The sequence below is a fragment of the Burkholderia sp. AU15512 genome, from assembly GCF_002223325.1.
Classification (GTDB): domain Bacteria; phylum Pseudomonadota; class Gammaproteobacteria; order Burkholderiales; family Burkholderiaceae; genus Burkholderia.
The window spans coordinates 422,078-443,885 of the sequence record NZ_NKEX01000003.1; the positions used below are offsets into that span (position 1 = coordinate 422,078).

23 protein-coding genes and 1 tRNA gene are annotated in these 21,808 nt (G+C 67.7%); 7 read left to right on the plus strand and 17 right to left on the minus strand.

Annotation, left to right across the window (positions count from 1 at the left end; all coding sequences use genetic code 11):
- Positions 1 to 12: 12 nt before the first annotated feature.
- From ureC to hemN, 13 genes are all read right to left on the minus strand, one after another.
- Entirely contained in the window at positions 13 to 1,719 is a 1,707-nt protein-coding gene (ureC, locus tag CFB43_RS04425; protein ID WP_089494240.1) for an urease subunit alpha, read from the minus strand.
- Between the two features lie 28 nt (positions 1,720 to 1,747).
- On the minus strand, positions 1,748 to 2,053 hold the full coding sequence (locus CFB43_RS04430; RefSeq protein ID WP_046545089.1) for an urease subunit beta: 306 nt from the start codon (positions 2,051 to 2,053) through the stop codon (positions 1,748 to 1,750).
- Between the two features lie 8 nt (positions 2,054 to 2,061).
- Positions 2,062 to 2,364, minus strand: a complete 303-nt coding sequence (gene ureA, locus CFB43_RS04435) for an urease subunit gamma (protein WP_006406310.1) — start codon at positions 2,362 to 2,364, stop codon at positions 2,062 to 2,064.
- Between the two features lie 236 nt (positions 2,365 to 2,600).
- Positions 2,601 to 3,476, minus strand: a complete 876-nt coding sequence (locus tag CFB43_RS04440) for an urease accessory protein UreD (protein ID WP_089494241.1) — start codon at positions 3,474 to 3,476, stop codon at positions 2,601 to 2,603.
- Positions 3,477 to 3,788: 312 nt separating this feature from the next.
- Positions 3,789 to 4,481: an urea ABC transporter ATP-binding subunit UrtE gene (gene urtE, locus CFB43_RS04445; protein ID WP_089495248.1), complete on the minus strand. Its 693-nt coding sequence runs from the start codon at positions 4,479 to 4,481 to the stop codon at positions 3,789 to 3,791.
- A gap of 4 nt (positions 4,482 to 4,485) precedes the next feature.
- Positions 4,486 to 5,343 (minus strand): urea ABC transporter ATP-binding protein UrtD, encoded by an 858-nt coding sequence (gene urtD, locus CFB43_RS04450; RefSeq protein WP_089494242.1) that lies wholly within the window; start codon positions 5,341 to 5,343, stop codon positions 4,486 to 4,488.
- Entirely contained in the window at positions 5,340 to 6,527 is a 1,188-nt protein-coding gene (gene urtC / locus CFB43_RS04455) for an urea ABC transporter permease subunit UrtC (protein ID WP_089494243.1), read from the minus strand. Before urtC ends, urtD begins: the two co-directional genes overlap by 4 nt.
- Before the next feature lies 1 nt (position 6,528).
- Positions 6,529 to 8,148 (minus strand): urea ABC transporter permease subunit UrtB, encoded by a 1,620-nt coding sequence (gene urtB, locus CFB43_RS04460; protein ID WP_089494244.1) that lies wholly within the window; start codon positions 8,146 to 8,148, stop codon positions 6,529 to 6,531.
- A 149-nt stretch (positions 8,149 to 8,297) separates the two neighbouring features.
- Positions 8,298 to 9,605, minus strand: a complete 1,308-nt coding sequence (gene urtA / locus CFB43_RS04465; RefSeq protein ID WP_089439406.1) for an urea ABC transporter substrate-binding protein — start codon at positions 9,603 to 9,605, stop codon at positions 8,298 to 8,300.
- Between the two features lie 423 nt (positions 9,606 to 10,028).
- Positions 10,029 to 10,352, minus strand: a complete 324-nt coding sequence (locus CFB43_RS04470; RefSeq protein WP_089424695.1) for a rhodanese-like domain-containing protein — start codon at positions 10,350 to 10,352, stop codon at positions 10,029 to 10,031.
- A gap of 14 nt (positions 10,353 to 10,366) precedes the next feature.
- The gene (locus CFB43_RS04475) at positions 10,367 to 11,020 is read right to left on the minus strand and encodes a protein-L-isoaspartate O-methyltransferase family protein (RefSeq protein ID WP_089494245.1); all 654 of its coding nucleotides are present in this window, start codon (positions 11,018 to 11,020) and stop codon (positions 10,367 to 10,369) included.
- Between the two features lie 104 nt (positions 11,021 to 11,124).
- Positions 11,125 to 11,382 (minus strand): hypothetical protein, encoded by a 258-nt coding sequence (locus CFB43_RS04480; protein WP_006488573.1) that lies wholly within the window; start codon positions 11,380 to 11,382, stop codon positions 11,125 to 11,127.
- An 80-nt stretch (positions 11,383 to 11,462) separates the two neighbouring features.
- Positions 11,463 to 12,854, minus strand: coding sequence for an oxygen-independent coproporphyrinogen III oxidase (hemN, locus tag CFB43_RS04485; RefSeq protein WP_089494246.1), 1,392 nt, complete (start codon positions 12,852 to 12,854; stop codon positions 11,463 to 11,465).
- A 160-nt stretch (positions 12,855 to 13,014) separates the two neighbouring features.
- On the opposite strand from hemN, the gene CFB43_RS04490 reads away from it, so the two are divergent.
- From CFB43_RS04490 to CFB43_RS04500, 3 genes are all read left to right on the plus strand, one after another.
- On the plus strand, positions 13,015 to 13,341 hold the full coding sequence (locus tag CFB43_RS04490; protein WP_226204536.1) for a YkgJ family cysteine cluster protein: 327 nt from the start codon (positions 13,015 to 13,017) through the stop codon (positions 13,339 to 13,341).
- Positions 13,338 to 13,919 (plus strand): DUF1439 domain-containing protein, encoded by a 582-nt coding sequence (locus tag CFB43_RS04495; protein WP_089494247.1) that lies wholly within the window; start codon positions 13,338 to 13,340, stop codon positions 13,917 to 13,919. The genes CFB43_RS04490 and CFB43_RS04495 overlap by 4 nt, the downstream gene beginning before the upstream one ends.
- Positions 13,920 to 14,000: 81 nt before the next feature.
- A complete protein-coding gene (locus tag CFB43_RS04500) occupies positions 14,001 to 14,831 on the plus strand; it encodes an undecaprenyl-diphosphate phosphatase (RefSeq protein ID WP_046545097.1) in 831 nt (276 codons plus the stop codon).
- A 117-nt stretch (positions 14,832 to 14,948) separates the two neighbouring features.
- Here CFB43_RS04500 and trmB read toward each other — a convergent pair whose 3' ends face one another.
- Both trmB and CFB43_RS04510 read right to left on the minus strand, forming a co-directional pair.
- Positions 14,949 to 15,716 carry a tRNA (guanosine(46)-N7)-methyltransferase TrmB gene (gene trmB, locus CFB43_RS04505; RefSeq protein WP_089439409.1) on the minus strand — a complete coding sequence of 256 codons (768 nt, stop codon included), beginning with the start codon at positions 15,714 to 15,716 and terminating at the stop codon, positions 14,949 to 14,951.
- A gap of 134 nt (positions 15,717 to 15,850) precedes the next feature.
- Positions 15,851 to 15,925: transfer RNA gene (locus tag CFB43_RS04510), tRNA-Gly, on the minus strand.
- A gap of 293 nt (positions 15,926 to 16,218) precedes the next feature.
- Here CFB43_RS04510 and CFB43_RS04515 point away from each other — a divergent pair.
- The 3 genes from CFB43_RS04515 (at position 16,219) to CFB43_RS04525 (ending at position 18,648) form a co-directional block, all read left to right on the plus strand.
- The gene (locus CFB43_RS04515; protein ID WP_006752094.1) at positions 16,219 to 16,563 is read left to right on the plus strand and encodes a cupin domain-containing protein; all 345 of its coding nucleotides are present in this window, start codon (positions 16,219 to 16,221) and stop codon (positions 16,561 to 16,563) included.
- A gap of 343 nt (positions 16,564 to 16,906) precedes the next feature.
- Positions 16,907 to 17,371, plus strand: a complete 465-nt coding sequence (locus CFB43_RS04520; RefSeq protein ID WP_089494248.1) for an ion channel — start codon at positions 16,907 to 16,909, stop codon at positions 17,369 to 17,371.
- 116 nt (positions 17,372 to 17,487) lie between these two features.
- Positions 17,488 to 18,648, plus strand: a complete 1,161-nt coding sequence (locus CFB43_RS04525; protein ID WP_089494249.1) for a mandelate racemase/muconate lactonizing enzyme family protein — start codon at positions 17,488 to 17,490, stop codon at positions 18,646 to 18,648.
- Here CFB43_RS04525 and CFB43_RS04530 read toward each other — a convergent pair.
- Together CFB43_RS04530 and CFB43_RS04535 are read right to left on the minus strand one after the other, a co-directional pair.
- The gene (locus CFB43_RS04530) at positions 18,634 to 19,278 is read right to left on the minus strand and encodes a LysE/ArgO family amino acid transporter (protein WP_089494250.1); all 645 of its coding nucleotides are present in this window, start codon (positions 19,276 to 19,278) and stop codon (positions 18,634 to 18,636) included. The genes CFB43_RS04525 and CFB43_RS04530 overlap by 15 nt on opposite strands.
- A gap of 55 nt (positions 19,279 to 19,333) precedes the next feature.
- The gene (locus tag CFB43_RS04535; RefSeq protein ID WP_089494251.1) at positions 19,334 to 20,266 is read right to left on the minus strand and encodes a LysR substrate-binding domain-containing protein; all 933 of its coding nucleotides are present in this window, start codon (positions 20,264 to 20,266) and stop codon (positions 19,334 to 19,336) included.
- 167 nt (positions 20,267 to 20,433) lie between these two features.
- Here CFB43_RS04535 and CFB43_RS04540 point away from each other — a divergent pair, with 167 nt between their 5' ends.
- Complete coding sequence (locus CFB43_RS04540; protein ID WP_089455749.1) at positions 20,434 to 21,756, plus strand: MFS transporter; 1,323 nt, start codon at positions 20,434 to 20,436, stop codon at positions 21,754 to 21,756.
- Positions 21,757 to 21,808 lie beyond the last annotated feature (52 nt).

Genomic DNA, 21,808 nt, shown 5'->3' on the forward strand with positions numbered 1-21,808 from the left:
CCGGCAATCAGGTCAGAACAGGAAATAGCGCTGCGCCATCGGCAGCACGGTGGCCGGCTCGCAGGTGAGCAACTGGCCGTCGGCGATCACGTCGTAGGTTTCGGGGTCGACGCTGATCGACGGGCGCCACGCGTTGTGGATCATGTCGGCCTTCGTCACGTTGCGGCAGTTGCGCACCGGCACGATCTGCTTCGCGAGCCCGTAGCGCTCCGCGATGCCCGCGTCGGCGGCCATCTGCGACACGAAGGTCAGCGACGTGCGCGCGAGCGCACCGCCGCGGGTGGCGAACATCTCGCGATAGTGGACCGGCTGCGGCGTGGGAATCGACGCGTTCGGGTCGCCCATCTGCGCCATCGCGATCATCCCGCCCTTCAGGATCATCGTCGGCTTGATCCCGAAGAACGCCGGTTCCCACAGCACGAGGTCGGCCCACTTGCCCGGCTCGATCGAGCCGACTTCATGCGCGATGCCGTGCGTGAGCGCCGGGTTGATCGTGTACTTCGCGACGTAGCGCTTCGCGCGGAAATTGTCGTTGCGCGTGCTGTCTTCCGGCAGCGCGCCGCGCTGCACCTTCATCTTGTGCGCGGTCTGCCAGGTGCGGATGATCACCTCGCCGACGCGGCCCATCGCCTGCGAGTCGGACGACAGCATCGACAGTGCGCCGAGATCGTGCAGGATGTCCTCGGCCGCGATCGTCTCGCGGCGGATCCGCGATTCGGCGAACGCGAGATCCTCGGCGATCGACGGATCGAGGTGATGGCACACCATCAGCATGTCGAGATGCTCGTCGAGCGTGTTGATCGTGTACGGGCGCGTCGGGTTGGTCGACGACGGCAGCACGTTCGACTCGCCGCACACCTTCAGGATGTCGGGCGCATGGCCGCCGCCCGCGCCTTCGGTGTGGTACGTGTGGATCGTGCGGCCCTTGAACGCCGCGACCGTCGATTCGACGAAGCCGCCTTCGTTCAGCGTGTCGGTGTGGATCGCGACCTGCGTGTCGGTGTCGTCGGCGACGGACAGGCAGTTGTCGATCGCCGCGGGCGTCGTGCCCCAGTCCTCGTGCAGCTTGAGCCCGATCGCGCCGGCCGCGATCTGCTCGACGAGTGGCTGCGGCAGGCTCGCATTGCCCTTGCCGAGAAAGCCGAGGTTGATCGGCCAGCCGTCGGCGGCCTGCAGCATCCGCTCCATGTGCCACGGGCCCGGCGTGCAGGTCGTCGCGTTGGTGCCGGTGGCCGGCCCGGTGCCGCCGCCGAGCATCGTCGTGACGCCCGACGCGAGCGCCTCGTCGATCTGCTGCGGGCTGATGAAGTGGATGTGCGTGTCGATGCCGCCGGCCGTCACGATCAGCCCTTCGCCGGCAATCACTTCGGTCGCGGCGCCGATCGCGATCGTCACGCCCGGCTGGATGTCCGGGTTGCCGGCCTTGCCGATCGCGGCGATGCGGCCGTGCTTGATCGCGATGTCGGCCTTCACGATGCCCCAGTGATCGAGGATCACCGCGTTCGTGATGATCGTGTCGGGCACGTCGGCGGCCACGCGCTGCGACTGGCCCATCCCGTCGCGGATCACTTTCCCGCCGCCGAATTTCACTTCCTCGCCGTAGGTCGTGAAGTCGCGTTCGATCTCGATCAGCAGCTCGGTATCGGCGAGCCGGACGCGGTCGCCCGTCGTCGGCCCGAACATTTCCGCGTACGCGCGGCGGCTCAAGCGTAGTGTCATGTGTTGTTCCTGAAGAGCGGGGCGCGGCTTACAGCGGCCCCATCACCTTGCCTTGAAAACCGTAGACGGCGCGATCGCCCGCGAGCGCGACCAGTTCGACGGTGCGCGTCTGGCCCGGCTCGAAGCGCACCGCGGTGCCGGCCGCGATGTTCAGGCGAAAGCCGCGCGCGGCCGCGCGATCGAACGACAGTGCGTCGTTGACCTCGAAGAAGTGGTAGTGCGAACCGACCTGCACCGGGCGGTCGCCGGTGTTCGCGACGACGAGCGTCAGCGTCGCGCGGCCCGCGTTCAGTTCGTGTTCGCCGTCGTCGGTGAGGATTTCGCCGGGGATCATGCGGGGCCTCACGGAATCGGGTGATGAACGGTCACGAGCTTCGTGCCGTCGGGGAAGGTCGCCTCGACCTGGATGTCGGGAATCATCTCCGGCACGCCGTCCATCACGTCGTCGCGCGTGAGCAGCGTCGTGCCGTAATGCATCACTTCGGCGACCGTCTTGCCGTCGCGCGCGGCTTCCATCAGCGCGGCGGTGATGAAGGCGACCGCCTCCGGATAGTTGAGCTTCAGGCCGCGTGCGCGACGGCGCTCGGCCAGCAGCGCCGCCGTGAAGATCAGCAGCTTGTCCTTCTCGCGGGGAGTCAGTTTCATGAAGGCAAACGTTCAGGAAAACGTAATTGTTATCGGTGCGTGCGCAACGGGGCGAACGCGCGGTTCATCGTAGCACCGCGCTGTTTTGCGTGCGTCGTGTATCGGTTATGTAAGGAGCAAGGCGCGTGCCATGTGCATGGAACGCAGCCGGATGCGCGCTTGTGGTGCGCGATGCATGGGCAGCGTGCAGCGCCGGCCGAGACGCTGCGCCGAAACGGTGCGTGGAATGACCGCGCTCAGGTTTGCCAGAGACGCAGCGGCCGCGCGTTGACGCCGTGCACGATCGGCCGCAGGTGCAGCCAGCACTCGGTGAAGTGCCGTTGCAACGCTTCCATCGACGTCGACAGCGCGCGGATCAGCACGACGCCCGGCGTCACGCAGGTTGCGCCCGCGCGCAGCGTGCCGTCGAACGGCATCCGCGCGGCGAGCGATTCGGCGAGCGCGGCGTCGCACGCGGCGCCGGCGGCCCACAGCGTGCCGTACGCGGGAAAGCCGGCGAGACCCTGCAGCGCGCCGCGCAGCGGGTCGTGCGCATCGAGCAGCGCGCGTTCGGTCCACAGCGGCCGGCCGTCGGCATCGACGAGCGCTGAAGTCGATGCGATGCGGCCCGCCGACCAGGTTTCGCCGGCCGCCTGCCGGCCGAGCTGCGTTGCGTCCCAGCCGATCGCGCTGGCGCCCGCGCCGAGCTTGACCGTGAAAGCGAGCGACGCATGCGCCGCGTCGAAGAACAGGTTGTTCTGCGGCAGCCAGTCGAGCTTCGCGTGTTCGCCGACCGTGATGCCGATGCGCTGCGTCGCGTCCAGCCCGTTCGACTTGTACCACTTGGTCGCGCCGGGCGTCGTCAGCACCGCGTGCGTGCCGTCGCCGAGCGCGATGTCGATGTCGAGCCGGTCGCCGCCCGCGACGCCGCCCGGCGGGTGGACGATCACCGCGTGGCAGATCGCATCGCCTTCCGGGTACAGCGGCCGCTGCACGCGCAGCGGGCCGTCGTGCAGCCGGTGCGCGAGCGTCGTGCGCGCGCCGTGCCGCTCGAAGCCGAGTTCGAGGCGGCCGCGCCACGACTTGGCGACGGCGGGGCGGGACAGCGGGGCGTGGGAATCGGGGGCGGACATCGGCGGGAAGCAGGGGACGGGCGCGGGGAACGAGGATGCTACCGCAACAATAATGCAGATGCCGCGCGCCGTGAAAGCGCCAGATGCGGCAGAGCCGCGAATCCGCTCCGTGCGCGCTCGGGGAAGTGGTGTGGAAATGACGCCACGTTGCTGGCGCCGCTACACCTGGTTTGTTGGCGTGGTGTCGGTCACCGCGTCAGCCGGCGCATGTTCCTGGTCGGATACGCGTTGAGTGTTTGTGGAAAATAGCGACTTCATTTGATGTTCCGCAAATAATCAACGCAAGGATCGCGAGGTCGGAATCTCTGCACGTCACACCGCGATCAGCTCGCGCACGCCGTTCGCTTCCATCTCGTGCGCGTCGCCGCCCGCGATGATCTCGCCGCGGCTCATCACCCAGTAGCGGTCGGCGATCGATCGGGCGAAGTCGTAATACTGCTCGACGAGCAGCACGGTCATCTTCGATTCGTCGACGAGCTGGCGCAGCGTGCGGCCGATGTCCTGGATGATCGACGGCTGGATGCCTTCGGTCGGCTCGTCGAGGATCAGCAACTGCGGCTCGCTCATCAGCGCGCGGCCGATCGCGAGCTGTTGCTGCTGGCCGCCCGACAGGTCGCCGCCGCGTCGCGCGCGCATGTCCTTCAACACCGGGAACAGGTCGTAGATACGATCGGGCACCTTGGACGGCGCCTTCCGGCTCGCCGCGCCGACGAGCAGGTTTTCCTCGACGGTCAGCCGCGGAAAGATGTCGCGGCCCTGCGGCACGTAGGCGAGCCCGGCCGCGACGCGCGCATACGGCGGCATCGCGCCGAGCGCCGTGCCGCGCCACGACACGCTGCCGCTCTTCGCGGCGACGACGCCCATCAGGCAGCGCAGCAGCGTGCTCTTGCCGACGCCGTTGCGGCCGAGCAGCACGGTGAGCTTGCCGTCGTCGGCGGCAAGGCTCACGTTGCGCAGGATGTGGCTGCCGCCGTAGTACTGGTTCAGTGCATCGATCTTCAGCATCGCATCATCGTCCAAGGTAAGACTCGATCACCGCGTCGTCGCGCTTGACCTGGTCGAGCGTGCCTTGCGCGAGCACCGCGCCTTCGGCCATCACCGTCACGCGGCCCGTGTCGCCCGCGAGCGCCGCGACGAATTCCATGTCGTGCTCGACGACCATCATCGAGCAGGTGCCGCGCAGCGTGTTCAGCAGCTCGGCGAGCTCCATCGTCTCGTGGTCGGTCATCCCGGCCGCCGGCTCGTCGAGCAGCAGCAGCGCGGGGCGCTGCATCAGCAGCATGCCGATCTCGAGCCGCTGCTTCTGCCCGTGCGACAGCTCGCCGGCCGCGCGAAAGGCCTGGCTTTCGAGGCCGATCAGCGCGAGCGTCTCCTCGATCTTCGCCTGCGCGGTGCGATCGAGCTTTGCACGCAGCGACGCGAGCCAGCCTTTGTCGGTCTGCATCGCGAGCTCGAGGTTCTCCCACACCGGATGCTGTTCGAACACGGTCGGCTTCTGGAACTTGCGGCCGATGCCCGCGCGCGCGATCTCGGGCTCGTTCATCCGCGCGAGGTCGATCGTCTGGCCGAGAAACACCTTGCCCGCATCGGGGCGCGTCTTGCCGGTGATCACGTCCATCATCGTCGTCTTGCCCGCGCCGTTCGGGCCGATCACGCAGCGCAGCTCGCCCGCGTCGATCGCGAGCGACAGCTTCTTCAGCGCGCGGAAGCCGTCGAAGCTCACCTCGATATCCTCGAGGTAGAGGATCGTGCCGTGCGACGTGTCGATGCCGGCCGGCACCACGCGCCCCATCGACGCGGTGCCGCTGACGGCCCGCCCTTCGTCCTCGGGCGGCGGCGTGAATTGATAGAGGGCCGTTCCGTTCATGCGCGTTTCCCCTTCGCGAGCACGGTTTCGACGAGGCCCATGATCCCGCGCGGCAGCAGCAGCGGCACCAGCACGAAGATCAGGCCGAGGAAGAACAGCCAGTATTCGGCGAAGTAGGCGGTGAACAGGCTCTTCGCGCCGTTCACCGCGAACGCGCCGACGATCGGCCCGATCAGCGTGCCGCGTCCGCCCACCGCGACCCAGATCGCCATCTCGATCGAGTTGCCGGGCGACATCTCGCCGGGGTTGATGATGCCGACCTGCGGCACGTACAGCGCGCCCGCGATCCCGCACAGCACGGCCGACACCGTCCACACGAACAGCTTGTACGCGAGCGGGCTGTAGCCGAGGAACATCAGCCGCGTCTCGCCGTCGCGCACCGCGGTGACGACACGCCCGAGCTTGCTCGTGACGATCGCGCGCGCGGCGATGAACGCGAGCACGAGCGTCGCGAACGTCAGCAGCAACAGCACCGTGCGCGTGCCGGGCGACGTGATCGCGAAGCCCGCGATGCGCTTGAAGTCGGTGAAGCCGTTGTTGCCTCCGAAGCCGGTCTCGTTGCGATAGAACAGCAGCATCGCGGCGAACGTCATGGCCTGCGTGATGATCGACAGGTACACGCCCTTCACGCGCGAGCGGAACGTGAAGAAGCCGAACACCCACGCGAGCACGGCCGGCACGAGCACGACGAGCGCGAGCGCCCACGCGAGATGCTGTGTGCCGCTCCAGTACCACGGCAACTGGTGCCAGTCGAGGAACACCATGAAGTCGGGGAGGTCGCTGCCGTACTTGCCGTCGCGGCCGATCTCGCGCATCAGGTACATGCCGATCGCATAGCCGCCGAGCGCGAAGAACAACCCGTGGCCGAGGCTCAGGATCCCGCAGTAGCCCCACACGAGATCGAGCGCGAGCGCGGCGATCGCGTAGCACATCAGCTTGCCGGTGAGCGTCATCGCGTACGCGGACAGATGGAACGCGCTCGACTCGGGCGCGACGAGCGCGGCGAGCGGCACGCCGATGCCGATCGCGACGCATAGCGCGATCAGCGCGAGCCACGCACGCCGCGACAGCAGGGCGGGGCGGGGCGGCAGGCCGAGCGCGAAACCGTCTGCCGTGCGTGCGGCGGCAGCCGGCTGCGGCGAGTCGGCAGCCGGGTTCGACAGGGAGTGGGTGAATGAAGTCACGTCAAGCCTCCGCACTGCGGCCCTTCGGGGCGAACATGCCCTGCGGACGTTTCTGGATGAACAGCACGATCATCACGAGCACCGCGATCTTCGCGAGCACGGCGCCCCAGAACGGCTCGATCGCCTTGCTCGCGAGGCCGAGCCCGAAGCCGCCGAGCACGGTGCCGGCGATCTGCCCGACGCCGCCGAGCACGACCGCCATGAACGAATCGATGATGTAGTTCTGGCCGAGGTCGGGGCCCACGTTGCCGATCTGCGACAGCGCGCAGCCGCCGAGGCCCGCGATGCCCGCGCCGAACGCGAAGGCATACGCGTCGACGCGCGCGGTCTTCACGCCGACGCACGCGGCCATCCGGCGATTCTGCGTGACGGCGCGCACGAACAGGCCGAGCCGCGTCTTCGTCAGCACGGCCCACGCGACGAATACGACGGCGAGCGCGAACGCGAGGATCGCGAGCCGGTTGTACGGCAGGATCAGGTTCTGCATCACGGTCACGCCGCCGCTCATCCACGACGGGTTCACGACCTGCACGTTCTGCGCGCCGAACAGCATCCGCGTCGCCTGGATCAGGATCAGGCTCACGCCGAAGGTGGCAAGCAGCGTCTCGAGCGGGCGCCCGTACAGGTGTCGCAGCACGAGCCGTTCGAGCACGATGCCGACGAGCGCGGCCGTCACGAATGACACCGGCACCGCGACGAGCGGATACCAGTCGAATGCACCGGGCGCATAGCGCTGGATCAGCGTCTGCACGACATAGGTTGCGTACGCACCGATCATCAGGAATTCGCCGTGCGCCATGTTGATCACGCCGATCAATCCGTACGTGATCGCGAGGCCGAGCGCGGCGAGCAGCAGCACGCTGCCGAGCGACAGTCCGGCGAACAGCGTGCCGACGATCTCGCCGCGGCGCTGCAACGCGTGCAACGTGTCGAGACCTTGCTGCGCGGCGTCGCGCACGCGCGCGTCGGGCTCCGCGTAGCTGCCGTCGGCGTTCTTCGCGACGAGCGGGCGCAACTGCTCGATCATGTCGAGGTCCTGGCGCGCGGCCACCACCTGCGCGGCTTCGAGGCGCTTCGCCGGATCGGCGTCGTGCAGCGCGGCGATCGCCCACAACGCATCGAGGCGGCGTTTCAGTGCGGGATCGGTTTCCTTTGCACGGGCGCGGTCGATCATCGGCTTGAGCGCCGGGTCGGGCGATTTCAGCAACGCATCGATCGCGTCGCGGCGTGCGGCGACGTCGGGCGACGCGAGCGCGAGCCCCGACAGCGCGCCCGTAATCTTCGTGCGCAGCAGGTTGTTCAGCATCACGGGCTGCGCGTCGCCGGCCGGCGTCGCGGCTTGCGTGAGCGCGTCGTGTGCGGTGTCGCCGGTCTGGATCAGCAGGCGGCCGTCGCCGGTCGCGAGCGCGTCGCCGGTCGACAGCGCGTTGAGCAGTGCGACGGCGCGCGGATCGGCGTCGGCGGCGAGCCGTTCGATCGCGGCCGTCTTCGCATCGAAGTCGTCGCCGGCGAGCGCGGCGGTATCGGTGGCCGTCAGCGCGAACGCGGTGTGCGGCAACCCGCCCGCGAGGGCAGCGCACGCGACGATCGCGGCGGCGGCTCGGCGAAAGCGTGTAGGCATCGGGAAATCCTGTCGGGCGTGGGAAAGCGGATGCGTGCGGCGATGCGCGGGCGCGTGCGGTTCGTCACGGCAAGCGCGGCCCGTGCAGCGGGGTCGGCATCGGCGTGCGAGCAGTACGTCGCGCGTGACACGCGACGTACTGCGCTGCATCAGGCGAGCGCCGCGCGCTGCCGGCGCAGGAAGGCCGGGATCGACGTGACGATGTCCGGCTTGCCCTGGTTGCCCGCGATGAACGGGCTCCACGGTTGCGCGCGCACCGCGGTCTTGGTCTTCCACACCACGTTGAACTGCCCGTCGCCGCGAATTTCGCCGATCATCACCGGCTTGTGCAGGTGATGGTTGCCGTCCATCGCGAGCGTGAAGCCCGACGGCGCGGCGACGGTCTGGCCGATCATCGCGACGCGCACCTTGTCGACGTCGGTGCTCTTCGCCTTCTCGACGGCCTGCTTCCACATATGGATGCCGACGTAGGTCGCTTCCATCGGGTCGTTGGTCACGCGCTTCGCGCCGCCCGGCAGGTTGTTCGCCTTCACCCACGCGGCGAACTGGTCCTTGAACTTCGTGTTGGTCGGGTTCTTCACCGACATGAAGTAGTTCCACGCGGCGAGGTGGCCGACGAGCGGCTTCGTGTCGATCCCGCGCAGCTCTTCCTCGCCGACCGAGAAGGCGACGACCGGCACGTCGGTCGCCTTGATCCCCTGGTTGCCGAGTTCCTTGTAGAACGGCACGTTGGAGTCGCCGTTGATCGTCGAGATCACGGTCGTCTTGCCGCCTTGCGAGAAGTTCTTGATGTTCGCGACGATGGTCTGATAGTCGCTATGGCCGAACGGCGTGTAGACCTCCTGAATATCCGCGTCCTTCACGCCCTTCGATTTCAGGAACGCGCGCAGGATCTTGTTGGTCGTGCGCGGATACACGTAGTCGGTGCCGAGCAGGAAGAAGCGCTTCGCGCCGCCGCCTTCCGCGCCCATCAGGTACTCGACGGCCGGGATCGCCTGCTGGTTCGGCGCGGCGCCCGTGTAGAACACGTTGCGCGACATTTCCTCGCCTTCGTACTGCACCGGGTAGTAGAGGAGGCCGTTCAGTTCCTCGAACACCGGCAGTACCGACTTGCGCGACACCGACGTCCAGCAGCCGAACACGCACGCGACCTTGTCCTGCGTGAGCAACTGGCGCGCTTTCTCCGCGAACAGCGGCCAGTTGGACGCGGGATCGACCACCACGGGTTCGAGCTGGCGGCCCATCACGCCGCCGCTCTTGTTGATGTCGGCGATCGTCATCAACGCGGTGTCCTTCAGCGACGTCTCCGAGATCGCCATCGTGCCCGACAGCGAGTGCAGGATGCCGACCTTGATCGGGCCGGTGCCCGCGTCAGCCGCGTGAGCGAACGGGCTCTTGCCCGCGAGCGCGAGTGCGCCGGCCATCGAACCGAACTTCAACAGACTGCGACGTTTCATCGGGATCCCCTTGTCGTGTTGGATATGCGCGCCGTGAAGGCGTCGGCCAACGAGTAACGCAAGGCATGTGCCAGTCGTGCGGATGCACGTCCGGCGTGCCTGCGCGGGGCGGTGCGGGGCGTCGGGACGGTGCGCATGACGCGTCGTGCAGCATGCGCGGTCCGTCGCGGTGCAGGTTCACGGGCGCAAATGGTGCACGGTCGGGGTTCCCCGTTCCGGTGCCTGCACCTGCACGCGGTGCGGGAGCCGTCGTGCACCATGACTTCGCACCACGCAGGCAGGGCGCGGGCGCAGCGCTGTTGAGGTGGCTGACCGGAGCGGAAAAGAGCAACGGGCACGCGATGCGTGCCCGTTCGGGGGATCAGTGTGGCCGGCGGCAGGGTGCCGATCGGCGCGGCGGCGCGTGATGCGCCGCGGGCAGGATCAGTAACGCGGCACGGCCGGATCGACGTCGCGCGACCACGCGTCGATCCCGCCTTGCAGGTTGTACAGCTTCGTGAAGCCGCGCGATTCGAGGAACATCGCGACCTGCGCGCTGCGCATCCCGTGATGGCACACGCAGACGATTTCCGCTTCGTCGTCGAGCTCTTCGCTGCGCGCGGGAATCTGCTGCATCGGGATCGATACGCTGCCAGCGATGTGCGCGGTCGCGATTTCCCACGGTTCGCGCACGTCGAGCACGACCGGCGCCGGGCGCGCCTTGTCGCCGAGCCATTCCGCGAGCATCGCGGCCGTCAGGATCTGCATGGTGGCTCCGCCGCTCAGAACTTGAAGCGCGACGGCTCGATCGCGTTGACGAGGTGGTCGATGTACGTTTCGAACACGTCGGCGACGCGGTACTGCTTGTCGTCGATGCGCGTGATGATCTGCGCCTTCATCACCGGACGGCCGCCGACGAATGCCGCGAGGCGGCCGCCGACCTTCAGCTGTTCGAGCATTTCCTGCGGCACGACGGGCAGGCCGCCCGCGACGCAGATCACGTCATACGGCGCCTTGCCGGCCCAGCCGCGCGAACCGTCGCCGAGGACGACTTCCGCGTTGGTCACGCCGTCGTTGCGCAGGTTGTCTTCCGCGAACTTCGCGTTGGTCGGGTCGATTTCGACGGCCGTCACGTGCTGCGCGCGGTGCGCGAACAGCGCAGCCAGGTAGCCCGAGCCGGCGCCGATGATGAGCACGTTCTCGTGCTTCTTGACCGTCAGCTCCTGCAGCACGCGTGCCTCGACGCGCGGGAACAGCATCTTGCCGCCACCCGGCAGCGGCAGTTCGAGATCGGCGAATGCGAGATCGCGGTATTCGGCCTGAACGTAGTTTTCACGCTTGACGATCGACAGCAGGCCCAGGACGTCGAGATCCAGCACGTCCCACGGCCGGATCTGTTGTTCGATCATGTTGAAACGCGCGTTTTCGATATTCATGGTGTGGTCACGCAGCCTCGTCGGCCATCAGCGGGGATAGAGAAACTTCGTGATTGTACCAAACGGGGCGGCCGCGAAGCCTTCAGGCGGCCTGCAACAGACCTTTACCCCTTGCTCTTCTTGATCTGCGCCTCGAACGCGAGGTCGAGCTTGCTCGCCTTGCGCGGTTTTTTGGGGCCGAATTCGTCGACGAACTTGACGAACTCGTCGAGCGGCAGCGGCTCGCAGCGCTTCTCGGCGGTGCCGCCGGAGCGGTCGACGAGATAAAACAGGCCGCCCGCCATCGCGACGGCCGCGAATTGCGGGTTGCCGGAGCGGGTCTTCAGGCGTTCGACCGCGTGGGTCGCTTTGGTGGTGCGCATCGTGCGGATTCTGGCGGGGCGGTAAGCCCCACACTGTATCAAACCGGCCGCCCGCGTGCGGCCGGCCGGGCCCGTCAGGCTCAGACCGTGCGCGAGTAGCGCTGCTGCGGCATCTGGCCGAGATACGCGTCGAATGCCATCGCGATGTTGCGCACGACCATCCGGCCGGCCGGATGGATCGTTAGGCGGTCGGCCGCGACCGTCAGCAGCCCGTCGCGCTCGAACGGGAGCAGCGCGTCGAGTTCGCGCGCGAAGTGTTCGGCGAAGCGGATGCCGTGCGCGGCCTCGACGTGCGAGAACGGCAGGTCGAGGTTGCACATCAGCTGCGTGATCACGTCGCGGCGCAGCCGGTCGTCGGGCGTGAGCCGCACGCCGCGCGCGATCGGCAGCCGGCCCGCGTCGAGCGCGGCGCCGTACGCGGGCAGGTCCTTCGCGTTCTGCGCGTAGACGTCGCCGACCTTGCCGATCGACGACACGCCGAAGCCGACGAGGTCGGTATCCGCGCGCGTGCTGTAGCCCTGGAAATTGCGCTGCAGCGTGCCGTTCTTCTGCGCCCGCACGAGTTCGTCGGACGGCCGCGCGAAGTGGTCCATCCCGATGTACACGTAGCCGGCCGACGTCAGCATGTCGATCGCGAGGCCGAGCAGCGCGATGCGCGTTTCCGGCGGCGGCAGCGTCGCGTCGTCGATCTGCCGCTGCATCTTGAACAGGTGCGGCATGTGCGCGTAGCCGAACACCGACAGCCGGTCGGGTGCGAGTTCGATGATCGTTTCCAGCGTGCGCGCGAACACGGACACGGTCTGGTGCGGCAGCCCGTAGATCAGGTCGACGCTCACCGAATGAAAGCCCGTCGTGCGCGCGGCGGAGAGCAGGTCGGCCGTCATCGCCAGCGGCTGGATGCGGTTGATCGCCTGCTGCACGACCGGATCGAAATCCTGTACGCCGAGGCTCAGCCGGTTGAAGCCGATGTTGCGCAGGTGGACGAGCGTCGCGGGCGTGACCGTGCGCGGGTCGATCTCGATCGAGAATTCGGCGTCGGCATCCGGCGCGAGCCCGAAGTGCTCGCGGGTGGCCGCCATCAGCTCGGCCGTTTCGTCGTCGGACAGGAAGGTGGGCGTGCCGCCGCCCCAGTGCAGCTGCGTGACCGGGCGCGCGGGATCGAACAATGCGGCCTGCAGCGCCATCTCGCGCTTGAGCTGGTCGAGATACGGGCGCGCGCGCCGGTGGTTGTTGGTCGCGATCTTGTTGCAGCCGCAGTAGAAGCACGCGGTGTTGCAGAACGGGATGTGGAAGTACAGCGACAGCTCGCTCGACAATGCACCGGGGTCGGTTGCCGCGCGCACGTAGTCGGCCGGGTCGAAATCGTCGCGGAACTGCAGCGCGGTGGGGTACGACGTATAGCGCGGCCCGTTCGCGCCGTATTTCGCGAGCAAATCGGGACGGAACAGTGTGTCGGCAGAACCAGAATGCATGACGGTCTCGCGCTTTTTAGATGCTTTCGAGTATATAAACGCGCGATTGGGCTGCATTGTGTAATAACGTCGCAGCCGGCGATGGCACAATGCGGGGTGGGGCTGCCGGCACCGCGTCCGGTTGCCGCACCGTTTTTTGTTGTTCGTTCGAGAGAGCCGAGTGTCCGTCGAATTGCCTGTCCGCCCGGCGTCAGCCGTCCCGCCGCCGCATGCGTGCCGCGAGGGCTGCGGCGCGTGCTGCATCGCGCCGTCGATTTCCAGCCCGATTCCGGGCATGCCCGGCGGCAAGCCGGCCGGCGTGCGCTGCGTGCAGCTCGGCGACGATCTGCGCTGCCGGATCTTCGGCCGACCCGAGCGGCCCGCGTGCTGCTCCGGGCTGCAGCCGGCCGCGGACATGTGCGGCGCGTCGCGCGACGACGCGCTCGCGTGGCTCACGCGTCTCGAGGCCGCGACGCGGCCGTCGCAACCAGGAGAGTGTTCAGTATGACCGCACCTTGCGCGCCCGGCCGGCGCCGTTTTTTCGCCGCAACCGTCGGCGCCATCGGCGTGACGCTGTCGCTCGCCGCGTGCGCGTCGACGTTCCCGTTCATCCCCGATCACTACACGTTCTCGCGCGGTGACGTGCAGAAAGCCGTCGCGCGCAAGTTCCCGTACCAGAAGACGGTCGCGCAGGTCGTCGACGTGTCGCTCGCGAACCCGGCCGTCAACCTGCTGCCTGACCAGAACCGCGTGGCCGTGCAGCTCGACGCGCATTTCGTGAGCCCGTTCCTGCGTGCGCCCGTCAGCGGCAAGTTCACCGTGTCGGGCCAGCTGGCTTACGACGCGCCGAGCCGCTCGGTCGTGCTGAAGTCGCCGGCCGTCGACAGCCTCGCGCTCGACGGCGACGCGCAGATGTACGCGCAGCAGGTCGGCGCGGCCGCCGGCCTGCTCGCGACGCAGTTGCTGACCAACTACCCGATCTACACGTTCAAGCCCGAACAGCTGCAATTTGCCGGGGTGAACTACGAACCCGGTACAATTACGATTCTTACAAACGGCATACGCGTGGCGATCGTCGAAAAGTGACGACGCACCGCGCTCGGCCGGAGGGGGGCCGCGCGTGGAAGAGTGGCTCATTCATTCGACCATTTCGGAGTTGGGCCACGGATGGACTGGATCCTGATCTGCAAGGCTTTGATCCTCGGCGTCGTCGAGGGGCTGACGGAATTCCTGCCGGTGTCGAGCACCGGTCACCTGATCGTTGCGGGCAGCTTCCTGAATTTCAACGATTCACACGCGAAGACGTTCGACGTCGTGATCCAGTTCGGCGCGATCCTCGCGGTCTGCTGGGAATACCGGCAACGGATCGCGTCCATCGTGTCCGGGCTGCCGAGCCGGCCCGACGCGCGGCGCTTCACGCTGAACGTCGTGATCGCGACGATTCCCGCCATTGCGCTCGGCCTCCTGTTCGAGAAGAAGATCAAGGCCGTGCTGTTCTCGCCGGTTCCCGTTGCGTTCGCGCTCGTCGTGGGCGGCGCGATCATCCTGTGGGCCGAGGCGCGGCAGCGCGAACGCAGCGAGCCGCCGCGCGTGGTGTCGGTCGATGCGCTGACGCCGCTCGACGCGCTCAAGGTCGGCATCGCGCAGTGCTTCGCGCTGATTCCCGGCATGTCGCGCTCGGGCTCGACGATCATCGGCGGGATGTTGTTCGGCCTCGACCGGCGCGTCGCCACCGAATTCTCGTTCTTCCTCGCGATCCCGATCATCTTCGGCGCGACACTTTATGAAACCGTCAAGGACTGGCAGGCGTTCACCGTCGATTCGCTCGGCCTGTTCGCGCTTGGCCTCGTCGCGGCGTTCGTCAGCGCGTTCGTGTGCGTGCGCTGGCTGCTGCGCTACGTCGCGACGCACGATTTCACGGTGTTCGCGTGGTACCGGATCGCGTTCGGGCTGTTCGTGCTGCTGGTCGGGTACAGCGGCTGGCTGAACTGGGCGTGACGCGAACACGAAGGCGGGCGCGCCTCGCATGAAAAAGCAAAAGCCCGATCGGCGTAGGCCGGTCGGGCTTTTGCTTGTCCGGAGCAGGGCGGCGTGCGCCCGACCCAGCGGGAGGGCTCAGCCAGCGCGCTTGCGGAACACCAGATCCCACACGCCGTGGCCGAGCCGCAGCCCGCGCCGTTCGAACTTCGTCACCGGGCGGTAGTCGGGGCGCGGCGCGTAGTCGGCGGCCGTGTTTTCGAGCGTCGGCTCCGCGCCGAGCACGTCGAGCATCTGTTCTGCGTAGTTCTGCCAGTCGGTCGCACAGTGAATGTACGCGCCGGGCTTCAGGCGCGACGCGAGATGCGCGACGAGCGGCGGCTGGATCAGCCGGCGCTTGTGGTGGCGCGCCTTGTGCCACGGGTCGGGGAAGAAGATGTGCACGCCGTCGAGGCTTTCCGGCGCGAGCATGTGCTCGAGCACTTCGACCGCGTCGTGCTGGATGATGCGGATGTTCGACAGATCCTGCTCGCCGATCAGCTTCAGCAACGCGCCGACGCCCGGCTCGTGCACCTCGACGCCGAGAAAGTCGTCGCCGGGGCGGTTCGCGGCGATTTCCGCGGTCGATGCGCCCATGCCGAAGCCGATCTCGAGGATGCGCGGTGCGCTGCGGCCGAACACGGCGTTCCAGTCGGGCAGTTCCGGCGCATACGGCACCACGAAGCGCGGGCCGAGTTCGTCCATCGCGCGGCGCTGGCCGGTCGACACGCGGCCGGCGCGCGTCACGAAGCTGCGGATGCGGCGGTGGTGCAGCGGATTGACTGCGTCGGCGCCTTCGGCGGCTTCATCGGGAATGGCGTCGTCGTGCGGCGGCAGGCCGGCTTCGTTCGGATCGTCGTGCATCATCGGTGACAGAGAAAGGCTCGGTTGCGGGCGAGGGCCCGTTGCGCGCAGCAGTGCGCCGGGGGAACCGGCACATGGTACAAAAAAGCCGCCTTCGACGAGGCGGCTCATGCGCAGGCTGCGATGCAGCCGGAAAGTGGAGCGGGCGATGGGAATCGAACCCACGTCATCAGCTTGGGAAGCTGAGGTAATGGCCATTATACGACGCCCGCAGAACGCGCAATTCTACAGGGTTTGGCCGAGATGTGGCAAGTGTGCGTGTTTTGGGTGGTGGCTTCGATGCCGGTAACGCTCGACGGAGGTGCGGTGGCACCGCTGAAAATGGTCGTCAGAAAGGGATCGGCTGGAAGCGGTTCGTCGGCGCAACGCGGAACCGAACGACGGCGTGCCCGCCCGCAGGCCGGTGTCGAAAATAGACGACTCCGCGTCGGAAGCATGCAAGTCCCCACGGCGCTTTCGAACTAACGTGACAGGCCTCTTACACGATCGTTAGTCTGGAGCCGACATGTCCGATTTCATCACCGTTCTGCGCGAAACCTGCCCGACCCCCGTCCTCGATGCGACCAAGTGGAAGCGCATCGGCGGCGATCCGCACACCGTGAACCTGAACGCCTACCTCTCGAAGGACGGCAGCAAGATCATGGGCACCTGGATCTGCACGCCGGGCAAGTTCGAGGTGAACTACGAAAAATGGGAGTACTGCCACTTCCTCGACGGCTACTGCATCATCACGCCGGAAGGCGAGGAGGCGGTGCACCTGAAGGCCGGCGACGTGTTCGTGATCGAACCCGGCATGAAAGGCACGTGGGAAGTGGTGGAAACGGTGCGCAAGTACTTCGTCTTTGCCTGAGCGGGCCGGTCGATTCGAGCGACGCATCCCTGCGTCGCCGGATCCCTTCCCGGTTCCCGGAGCCGGGAGGGCAAGCGGAGGATTCCGGCTCAATAGAACGCGTCCCGGTTCGGAAACAGCTCGCCGAGTGTGGCCGCGTTTCTTTCAGCGAGGCTGAGCAGGCGCACATATCAAGCGTCGCTCCCGAAAGGGCCGGAAGTGCCGAGCGTGCCGATTGCATGGCCTGACGTCGCGCCCGGTGCGGCCGCCGGAAACCCATTGCCACCCGCCCGCGCCATTGCGCGGCGCCGGTGTTAATCTTCCGCCCATCCCCCGCTGCCGCCCCCGACCCCAAAGGCCTCCCATGGAAAGCTGGACGATCGGCATCCTGCTCGGCATGACCACGATCCTCGTGCACACCGCGGCGATGGTCGGCCTGGCGGTCGTCGCGCGCCGGCTTCGCGAAGCGCTCGACGTGCGCCGCGACGACATCCACCAACAACTGCGCCAGGTGACGGGCATCATCGCGCTAATCTGTATCGCGCTCGGGCTGCTGCATACGCTGGAGGCGATCGCGTGGGGCGCGACGTTCGTGCAGGTCGGTGCGATCGGTTCATTCAGCGATGCGCTGTTCTTCTCGATCGACACGATGTCGACGCGGGGCGCGTCAGGCATCGTGCCCGCCGCGAACTGGCGAATGCTCGGCGCGATCGAATCGTCGTGCGGCGTGCTGCTGTTCGGGATGTCCACTGCATTCATCTTTGCCGTGATCCAGGCCGACTTCTCGGCGCTCACCCAGCGGCTGCAGCGCGATCGTCCGCCACGGTAACGCTCGCCTGCAGCCTGCGGCGACAGCGCCTATGATGCAGCGGTTCGCCCATCGTTCCGGCCGCATCGCGTACGTCGTTTGCCAGCGCCTCGGCTGCCACTCTCGGAACCCCGACCATGCGCATCACCGCGATCCACGAACGAGCGATTCCCGTGTCCCGCTATGCCGATCCGGCGATCCCGTCCGGCGGCCTGACGACGAGCGTTGTCGCGGTTACCACCGACGTCGTGCGCGATGGCCGCCCGGTGACGGGCTACGGCTACGCGTCGATCGGCCGTTTTGCGCAGGGCGGCCTGATTCGCGAACGGTTTGCGCCGCGCCTGCTGACGGCCGCCGACTCACTCGCCGACGAAGCCGGCACGAACCTCGACCCGTTCCGCGCATGGCGCGCGATGATGGCCGGCGAGAAGCCCGGTGGTCACGGAGAACGATGCGTTGCAGTCGGCACGCTCGACATGGCGATCTGGGATGCCGCCGCGAAGATCGCCGACCTGCCGCTCGCTCGCTTTCTCGCCGACCGACTTGAACGCACGGCCGCCCCACGCGTGCATGTGTACGCCGGCGGCGGCTACCGCTATCCGCATGACGATCTTGCGCGTCTGTCGGACGAAATGCGCCGCATCGCCGATCTCGGCTACACGCACGCGAAGATCAAGATCGGTGGCGCGGATCTCGATCAGGACCGCAGGCGCATCGAAGCGGCCGCCACGCAACTGGCGGACAGTTCGCACCTCGCGGTCGACGCGATGAACACGTACGACGCGACGACCGTAGAAGCCGCCGCCGCGATGCTCGCGCCGTTCGATCTCTGGTGGTTCGAGGACATCTGCGATCCGCTCGACCTGCCGCTCCAGGCGGACATCGCCGCGCGCTACGCATCGCCGATCGCGGCCGGCGAGGCGCTGTTCTCGCTCGCGGAAGCGAAGCTGCTCGACCGCTACGGCGGCCTGCGCCCCGAGCGCGACGTGCTCGTATTCGATCCGGTGCATGGCTACGGGCTGCCGGGCTATCTGCAGATCGTCGACCACTTCGCATCGCGCGGCTGGCGGCGCGATGCGTTCTGGCCGCATGGCGGCCACCTGTTCTCGCTGCATGTCGTCGCGGCGCTCGGGCTCGGCGGCGCGGAAGTCAGTCCGTTCGCGTTTCATCCGTTCAGCGGACTGGCCGATGGCGCAAGCGTCGACGCCGGATACGCACGCGTGCCGCAGGCGCCGGGCATCGGCTTCGAGCTGCACGCCGGCGCGCACGATGTGTTTCGCACGTTATCGGGCTGCTGACGCCTGAAGCGCATCGATCGCGAAACGCACCGCGAAGCCCAGCATCATCACCGCGACGAAGCTATCGAGCATGCGCCATGCGAGCGTGCGGGCGAACCACGCGCGGCATGCGCGGGCGCCATACGCGAGCATCAGGAACCAGACGAGCGAAGCCGTCATCGCGCCGATCGCAAACGGCGCGCGCGCCGCGGGCGTGTGGCTCACGATCACGGTGCCGAGCAGCAGCACCGTGTCGATCCACGCATACGGATTGAGCAGCGAGACGGCGGCGGTCGCGAACACCGTGCGCGAGCGCGTGGGTTCGCTGCCCGTGCGCGAACCGTCGACGTGCTCCGGCTGTCGTCGCCGGATCGCCGAGCGCAGCGCGAGCAGGCCATAGCCGGCGAGATACGCGATGCCCGTCCACAGCGCGGCCGACACCACGCCAGGATGTCGCGACAGCAACGACGACAACCCGTGCGCGCCGAGCGCGATCAGCAGCGCGTCGCTGCCTGCACAGACGAGGGCGATGGAAAGCAGATAGGGGCTCGAGATCGAGCGCTTGATGACGAAAGCGTCCTTGGGGCCGACGGACGTGAACAGTCCGGCGCCAAGCAGCAGGCCTTCGGTGAAGGCAGAGGTGTCGAGCACGAGCGGGCCGACAACCTCTTAAGCTGAACCGGTGATGGTTACGATGAACGAAACGTTAAGGGGCGCCCGGGGGCGTTGTCAATGCCCACTCGGGCCGCTGCCCGAGCGTGTCGAACAGCCGGACGATCTCCGCTTTCACCTTCTGCACCGCGTTGCTGACGAGCGCCGTATCGTGCCAGCACAGCGACAGGTCGCGCACGAACAGCCGGTGCGCGACCGTCGACAGCTTGAGCTTGCGCTCCTCGATCTCGACGTGCGCGGCCGTCCACGGCAGGATCGTCACGCCGAGCTGCGCCATCACGGCCGCGAACAGCAGCCCGGTCGAGCTCGCCTCGAAGCTGATCGCGTACGACAGCCCGGCCTCGCGCATCGCCCAGTCGACGCGGTTGCGGATCGTGTTCGGCGCGCTCGGCAGCACGAGCGGCATCCGCGCGATCGCGTCGAGCGGCACGGGATCGTCCGGCACCGGGAACCCGGGCCACGTGATCAGGTACAGCGTTTCCGTCAGCAGCCGGTGGACCGCGATGCCGCGCGTGTCGACCGCGTCGACGACGATCGCGAGATCGAGCCGCGTGCGTTCGAGCAGCGTGTCGAGATCGGCGCTCGGCGCCTCGATCAGTTCCAGCATGATGCCGGGGTAGCGGTCGCGCACCGCGCGGGCGAGCGGGATGGCCAGCACGCGCGCGGTGCTCGACGGCATGCCGACCGTCACGCGGCCCTGCGGCGTGTCGGCATCGCGGCGCAGCAGCTCGCGCGTGCCGTCGGCCTGGCGCAGCAGCTCGAGCGCGTGCTGGTACAGCGTGCGGCCGGCGGCGGTGGGCGCAACGCCGCGCACGCTGCGTTCGAGCAGCTGCATCCCGAGATCCTGTTCGAGATTGCGCATCTGCTGGCTGACCGCCGGCTGCGCGACATGCAGCGCCTCGCTCGCATGCGTGACGTTGCCGCATTCGACGACCTTCACGAAATAGCGCAACTGCCTCAAGTCCATCGCCGTCTCCCGATTCGAGCCATAAGCCAATCCGATCGAGCAAGATGAATATCATATTTTTCCCCGATCGATGGTGTTTCTATACTCGTCTCACAAAAGAGCCAGCCTCCCGGCCATCCCGGACCGGACGCGGCAAAAGCGCCGGCCCCGCCGGCAAGGAGACGAAGATGTTCAAGGCGATCGACGCGCCGGCGGCCGGCGCGAAGCCGCGGCGCACGCCGCTCACGCGCGAGCAGGTCAAGGGCTTCTGGGCCGTGTATGCAGGCTGGGTGCTCGACGGCGTGGATTCGGTGATCTATGCACTGGTGCTGATTCCCGCGTTGACCGAGTTGCTGCCGGCGTCCGGCATCGCGGCGACGCCCGCGAATCTCGGGATGTACGGCTCGATCCTGTTCGCGCTGTTCCTGATCGGCTGGGGGCTGTCGTTCGTCTGGGGGCCGCTCGCCGACCGCTTCGGCCGTGTGCGCACGCTCGCCGCGAGCATCCTGATCTACTCGGTGTTCACCGGCGCGGCCGCGTTCGTGCACGACGTGTGGGCGCTGGCCGCGTGCCGGCTGATCGCCGGAATCGGCGTCGGCGGCGAATGGGCGCTCGCGGGCACCTACGTTGCCGAGAGCTGGCCGGAAGACCGCCGCAAGATGGGCGCAGGCTATCTGCAGACGGGCTACTACTTCGGCTTCTTCATCGCGGCGTGCCTGAACTACACGATCGGTGCGACCTACGGCTGGCGCGCGATGTTCCTGTGCGGCCTCGCGCCCGCGTTGCTCGCGGTGTTCACCGTGATGCGCGTGAAGGAGCCCGGCCAGTGGCGCCGGCATGACGCCCGCGACGGCGACGTGGCCGACGCACGGCGCGCCCATCCGCTGCGCGAGATCTTCGCGCCGGCCTTCCTGCGCCGCACGGTGACGAGCGCGAGCCTCGTCGGCGTCGCGATCGTCGGGCTGTGGGCCGGCTCCGTGTACGAGGCGAGCGCGGTCAGCACGCTGGCGGCGCGTGCGGGTATCGACCACATCGGCGCGATGCGGCTTGCATCGATCGGCGCGGCGATCCTGTCGTGCGCGACGATCGCCGGCTGCCTGGTGGCGCCGTGGCTGTCCGAGCGGCTCGGCCGGCGCACCGCGCTCGGCGTGTATTTCGCGGGCATGGCCGCATCGATCGTGTTCGCGTTCGGCTGGGCGTTCTACCAGCCGAACGGCCTCGCGGCGTTCATGGTGTCGCTGGTGTTTCTCGGTTTCTTCGGCGGTAATTTCGCGATTTTCTCGCTGTGGCTGCCCGAGCAGTACCCGACGCGCGTACGGGCCACCGCGTTCGCGTTCAACGCGTCGGTCGGCCGCTTCATCGGCGCGGGCGTGAATTTCCTGCTCGGCGCCGCGATACACGGCTACGGATCGCTCGGCGTGCCGGTCGCATGGACTGCGGCCGTGTTCGGGCTCGGCATCCTGATCCTGCCGTTCGCGGTCGAAACGCGTCACCAAACGCTGCCCGAATGAGCGGCGCGCCGCGAACGCTCGCCATCCAGCCACACCCAGTCATCAATATCAG

What these genes read in the sequence shown, in the direction of transcription:
- ureC (WP_089494240.1), bottom strand. Translation starts at nt 1,719, where the DNA reads ATGACACTACGCTTGAGCCGCCGCGCGTACGCGGAAATGTTCGGGCCG.
- CFB43_RS04430 (WP_046545089.1), bottom strand. Translation starts at nt 2,053, where the DNA reads ATGATCCCCGGCGAAATCCTCACCGACGACGGCGAACACGAACTGAAC.
- ureA (WP_006406310.1), bottom strand. Translation starts at nt 2,364, where the DNA reads ATGAAACTGACTCCCCGCGAGAAGGACAAGCTGCTGATCTTCACGGCG.
- CFB43_RS04440 (WP_089494241.1), bottom strand. Translation starts at nt 3,476, where the DNA reads ATGTCCGCCCCCGATTCCCACGCCCCGCTGTCCCGCCCCGCCGTCGCC.
- urtE (WP_089495248.1), bottom strand. Translation starts at nt 4,481, where the DNA reads ATGCTGAAGATCGATGCACTGAACCAGTACTACGGCGGCAGCCACATC.
- urtD (WP_089494242.1), bottom strand. Translation starts at nt 5,343, where the DNA reads ATGAACGGAACGGCCCTCTATCAATTCACGCCGCCGCCCGAGGACGAA.
- urtB (WP_089494244.1), bottom strand. Translation starts at nt 8,148, where the DNA reads ATGCCTACACGCTTTCGCCGAGCCGCCGCCGCGATCGTCGCGTGCGCT.
- urtA (WP_089439406.1), bottom strand. Translation starts at nt 9,605, where the DNA reads ATGAAACGTCGCAGTCTGTTGAAGTTCGGTTCGATGGCCGGCGCACTC.
- CFB43_RS04470 (WP_089424695.1), bottom strand. Translation starts at nt 10,352, where the DNA reads ATGCAGATCCTGACGGCCGCGATGCTCGCGGAATGGCTCGGCGACAAG.
- CFB43_RS04475 (WP_089494245.1), bottom strand. Translation starts at nt 11,020, where the DNA reads ATGAATATCGAAAACGCGCGTTTCAACATGATCGAACAACAGATCCGG.
- CFB43_RS04480 (WP_006488573.1), bottom strand. Translation starts at nt 11,382, where the DNA reads ATGCGCACCACCAAAGCGACCCACGCGGTCGAACGCCTGAAGACCCGC.
- hemN (WP_089494246.1), bottom strand. Translation starts at nt 12,854, where the DNA reads ATGCATTCTGGTTCTGCCGACACACTGTTCCGTCCCGATTTGCTCGCG.
- CFB43_RS04495 (WP_089494247.1), top strand. Translation starts at nt 13,338, where the DNA reads ATGACCGCACCTTGCGCGCCCGGCCGGCGCCGTTTTTTCGCCGCAACC.
- CFB43_RS04500 (WP_046545097.1), top strand. Translation starts at nt 14,001, where the DNA reads ATGGACTGGATCCTGATCTGCAAGGCTTTGATCCTCGGCGTCGTCGAG.
- trmB (WP_089439409.1), bottom strand. Translation starts at nt 15,716, where the DNA reads ATGATGCACGACGATCCGAACGAAGCCGGCCTGCCGCCGCACGACGAC.
- CFB43_RS04515 (WP_006752094.1), top strand. Translation starts at nt 16,219, where the DNA reads ATGTCCGATTTCATCACCGTTCTGCGCGAAACCTGCCCGACCCCCGTC.
- CFB43_RS04520 (WP_089494248.1), top strand. Translation starts at nt 16,907, where the DNA reads ATGGAAAGCTGGACGATCGGCATCCTGCTCGGCATGACCACGATCCTC.
- CFB43_RS04525 (WP_089494249.1), top strand. Translation starts at nt 17,488, where the DNA reads ATGCGCATCACCGCGATCCACGAACGAGCGATTCCCGTGTCCCGCTAT.
- CFB43_RS04535 (WP_089494251.1), bottom strand. Translation starts at nt 20,266, where the DNA reads ATGGACTTGAGGCAGTTGCGCTATTTCGTGAAGGTCGTCGAATGCGGC.
- CFB43_RS04540 (WP_089455749.1), top strand. Translation starts at nt 20,434, where the DNA reads ATGTTCAAGGCGATCGACGCGCCGGCGGCCGGCGCGAAGCCGCGGCGC.